Raw genomic sequence first — 4,216 nt, 5'->3', positions numbered from 1 at the left:
CGCGAGGTGAGATCGGTGATCACGTACACGCGCTCCCGGGACCGCTTCCCACTCGCACGAACGGTGCGGTACCGGGTGACGCGCGCGACCTGCCGCAGGTGCGGGAAGTCCAGATCATCCCAGGTCACGGCCTCGATGATCCTGGTCTCCACTCTGCCGTGGCCGCGGACGGTGGAACGTGAGGCCGACCGCACCCGGTCCCAGGGCACCGCCCGGCACGCCTGCCACAGGTCGGGCTGATTGCGCTTGACGACGAAGACGTAGTGGGCGCCGAACTCCTCGACCAGTACCCGCGCGTACTCACGCTGAGTGTGCAAGGCGTCCGCGGTGACCACCGCACCCCTCAGATCGAGGGCCGCGAGCAGGGCGGCGAACCCGGTGATCTCGTTCGTCCCCTCCGGGACCCGCTGCTGCGCGACCAGCGTCCCGTCCTGCAGCATCGCCCCCAGCACGGTCACCGCGGCGGCCGCACCGCCGCGCGATCCGCGCAGACGTTTTCCGTCCACGGCCACCGTCACCGCCTTCTCCCGGAAGGCCCGCAGCAGCGACTCCAAGCCGCCGGGCAGCACCGCCGCGACCACCCGCCCGATGGTGGACGCGCTCGGCGGCGCCGCGAGCGCGAACGCTCCGCGCGCCGGCAGGCCCAGCCGTACCAGCGTCTCCTGCGGAGCCGCGGCCGCCCACTGTCCCATCGCCCGGAACGAGCCGAACCCGCAGGCCATGGCACACAGCGCAACCAGCAGCACCGCGCGCAGCGGATGCCGGCGCCCCCGGGCCTTCCGCGGATCGCGCAGGGCGCCAACCAGCTCCGGGAAACCGTGCGCGCCCGACACACCGGCACCACACTCCGAGCAGGGACAGGACATGGCAGACTGGCGCACCGAAGCTCCGTTGCTGGTGGACGACTCGCGAGGTCATCAACCACAACGGAGCTTCATCTGCTTCGGACACCCATGCTGACCAGGAACGATGCAAGATCAACTAACTTTGCATCAGCCCTGCCCGGCCGGTGAGCAGCACACGGCGAGGGTGCGGCGGTGCCGGCGGCAGGAGGACTCCCGGGTTGTCAGCGGCCGGATGGATCGATGTCCTCCGATCGGCCCGCCGATCGGACGATCCGTCCACCGGGAAGCGCCCGGATAGCCTCGGTAGGGATTCGGGACTGCCCGTTCGGGCATGAAATCAGGCAATCATTTCTGAGGCAGGTGGAGAATGCGTTTCCTTACGCGGTCAACGGATATATCCAATGGTGGTGGTCGCGGTCGGCGGCTCCCGGATTACGTTCTCGGTGTCGGCCTCGTAGGGGCGATGGTAATGGGTGTCGGCGTACCGGTCGCCCAGGCGGCCTCTGCGCACGACACGACACGTACCTCGCGGTCCGCGCACGTGGCGACCTCCGCCTCGGTCGCGGGCCGGCATCGGGTCATGCCGCCGTCCGTAGCCGTGCCCGCAGCGGTGGCCGGCCGTGTGTCGGCGCCCGTTGCGGCGGCCCCCCGGCCTGTCGCGGCCTACTGGCCCAACGATCTCAGCGGTTGGATCAGCGAGGCGCAGGCCGTTCTCGGTGCCCACCACGATCAGGTCCCTTCCGCGGCGGCGATGCGCGCCACCGCGATGTCCGAGTCCGCGGGCAGGCCGGCAGCGGTCAACCGCTGGGACTCCAACGCGATGGCCGGCACGCCGTCCATCGGTCTGACCCAGATGATCGAGCCGACTTTCAAGAAATTCTGCCTGCCCGGGTACACCGACATCGACAACCCGGTCGACAGCCTGGTCGCAAGCTCCCGTTACTGTGACGCGGTGTACGGCGGCATGAACAACATGGCGGCAGCCCGCTGCATGGGATCGTGCTGGCGCGGCTACTGACACTGCCGGTGCCCGGCACACGGGCCATGTCCTCAGCGGGTTCCCCGTACATGCTTCCTCCGGGGCCTGATGACACCGGCCCTGCAGGGGAAGAGGTTCATCGCCTCATAGAGTTCCGGGTGGTGCCCTTGGCCGATCAAAACGACGGAGCCGGACCCGATGTACTCCACCCCGGCGCCGGACCCGGGCGCACGAAGCGCCCTTCTGTTCTCCTTCCGGATCTCCTCCGCAGCGGCCACGAAGAGGGCCTGGATCGCCACGCGGTGCTCGCTCCAGACGAGAAGGGCGGGGTGCAGACGTGAAGCGACCCGTCGTTCGGTGTCGCTCAACCGCCCCCACAGCGTCCCGCTCGTCGATCCCGGAGGAGGCAATGGCATCCACCCTGGTCCGGGCCGAGGCCAGCAGACGCTGCAGTGTACGGCTCGACCGTACGTACTCCAGCTCTCGCGCGGGCAAGTCCAGGACATGTCCGTAGAAGACAATTTCACCGACCTGTGCAGCAAACCTCTTCATGGTCTCGCAGTAGGTCGCCGACGCAAGCCTGGAGATTGCCTCCAGGTAGAGTGCCTGCTCATTCTGGGGGAGTTTCTCTACCGCCGATACAAGTGCGCCGCCGTAATTCCGGTGCAGCTCGAAAAGCTCCAGTGATCTATTTCTATATTTCTCCCTCAGGGTCGTCTCCGAAGGTTTCTCTCCGGCCAGTGCGGGAGTCATGCGAGAATTTTCCCCGACGCGCCCTCGGCAGGCTAGGATATGTAGCTCGGAAATATGGGAAAGCCGCCCCAGGATTCCGTCGCAGCGATGCCTGCAAATCTTGGCGCATCTATCGAACGACGTGCACAGCTTGTCTCTACCGGTGTTCCGCGGCGGAGGCTGTCCGACGAATATCGTTGGCTGTCCGTCCGGGGCTGCCTGCATATATTTTGCGACATCGCGGTCGGACTTCTCGGGGGAGAACCTGTAGTTCGGTACCCGGGCGGCCTTGTCAGGGCGATGAGGCTGTTGGTGAAACTCAGCTTCTCCGACCTGTCGCTGTAGAAATGGAGCTTCATGCCCCTGGGGATGAAAGTGATGCCGTCCCGGTCGGATATTCCCCCGTGCCCGATGAGTCAGGCGGAGGGAACCGTGGGCCCTGGTGCCGCCTGGCCGGGCGGTTCGTGTGTCCGGAGCGGAGGGATGTTGCGGGCGGTGCCGGTATGCACTGGTCCCGTAGCGTTCCGCAGAGTCCTGCCAGAGTGCCATCAGAGCCGAGAACTCCAGCGCGAAATCCTCATCGGCCCGCCACTCCGCGAGGTCCCGCAACCGGTTCAGGGTCGTCTCGTCGAACAACAGGTGCTCGTACAGCCGCGAGATCCAGCTCTGCAGCCGGAGGTCGTCCTCCGCCAGCCATCCGTCGCCGGTATCCGGGAAGTCGGCCACCAGCCGGCGAGAGTCTGCCGAAGACGAACCACCGATTCGTCCGTCCGATCTCCCAGAACTTTCTTGAAGAGCACGATGGTGGGTTCGTCGACTGGCATTCCTGGCTCCATCTTCGGACGATGGGTGTGCGTGGATTTTCTCGGGCCGAACGGCGGCCCCGCTCCCGACCCGCTACCCGACACTGTGCTCGCGTACCGGGCGGCAGCGTTCATCTGCCGCCCGGTACGGGGCGCAGGCACTACCGGAACCTACCGGCAGGACGTTTGACATCAGGACGTTTGACATCCGGATATCGGAAGGTTTCCCGGAGCTGCCGTTCCACCAGGTGGTGTCCTGCCGAGTGGTGTAGCAGCGATCTTGGAGTAGGGCCTGGTCAGCGGCCCGGCGGCCGCCGTCCGGCCCTCGGCTGATGGCCGGCACCCTCGCCGCGACCTGCGGGGAGGGTGCGGGCGGGCCACTCCGCGAACCTCGCCCCAGGCACCTTGCTCCGACGCGAGGTCAGAGTACGGAGATTCCACCACCACGTGGGACACGACCTTCCACCAAGGGGGCCAGGGCCTGCGGCGCAACGGGCCCCACGGATCGGCGGAACGGGCACGGCGCCGACACTGTGCTCCCCGGCTGGTCGGCATGGCAGCCAGCAGGCCAGGGCTGATGCTGAGTTAGTTGATCTTGCATCGTTCCTGGTCAGCATGGGTGTCCGAAGCAGATGAAGCTCCGTTGTGGTTGATGACCTCGCGAGTCGTCCACCAGCAACGGAGCTTCGGTGCGCCAGTCTGCCATGTCCTGTCCCTGCTCGGAGTGTGGTGCCGGTGTGTCGGGCGCGCACGGTTTCCCGGAGCTGGTTGGCGCCCTGCGCGATCCGCGGAAGGCCCGGGGGCGCCGGCATCCGCTGCGCGCGGTGCTGCTGGTTGCGCTGTGTGCCATGGCCTGC

General features: G+C 67.0%; 3 protein-coding genes. 1 reads left to right on the top strand and 2 read right to left on the bottom strand.

Features of this window, described 5'->3' with window-relative positions; all coding sequences use genetic code 11:
- Positions 1–746, bottom strand: a 746-nt coding sequence (locus AC2TEW_RS38410; protein WP_484627796.1) for an ISAs1 family transposase, incomplete at its 3' end; no start/stop codon positions are given.
- 640 nt (positions 747–1,386) lie between these two features.
- On the opposite strand from AC2TEW_RS38410, the gene AC2TEW_RS38405 reads away from it, so the two are divergent.
- Complete coding sequence (locus AC2TEW_RS38405) at positions 1,387–1,863, top strand: transglycosylase SLT domain-containing protein (RefSeq protein ID WP_484627795.1); 477 nt, start codon at positions 1,387–1,389, stop codon at positions 1,861–1,863.
- A gap of 32 nt (positions 1,864–1,895) precedes the next feature.
- On the opposite strand, the gene AC2TEW_RS38400 is transcribed toward AC2TEW_RS38405, so the two are convergent.
- Positions 1,896–2,192, bottom strand: a complete 297-nt coding sequence (locus tag AC2TEW_RS38400) for a hypothetical protein (protein WP_484627794.1) — start codon at positions 2,190–2,192, stop codon at positions 1,896–1,898.
- Between the last annotated feature and the right edge of the window lie 2,024 nt (positions 2,193–4,216).

Source organism: Kitasatospora sp. NEAU-CNBT7, from assembly GCF_057220535.1.
Note: the sequence above shows the minus strand (reverse complement) of the source record. Positions and strands in the feature narration are given on the sequence as shown.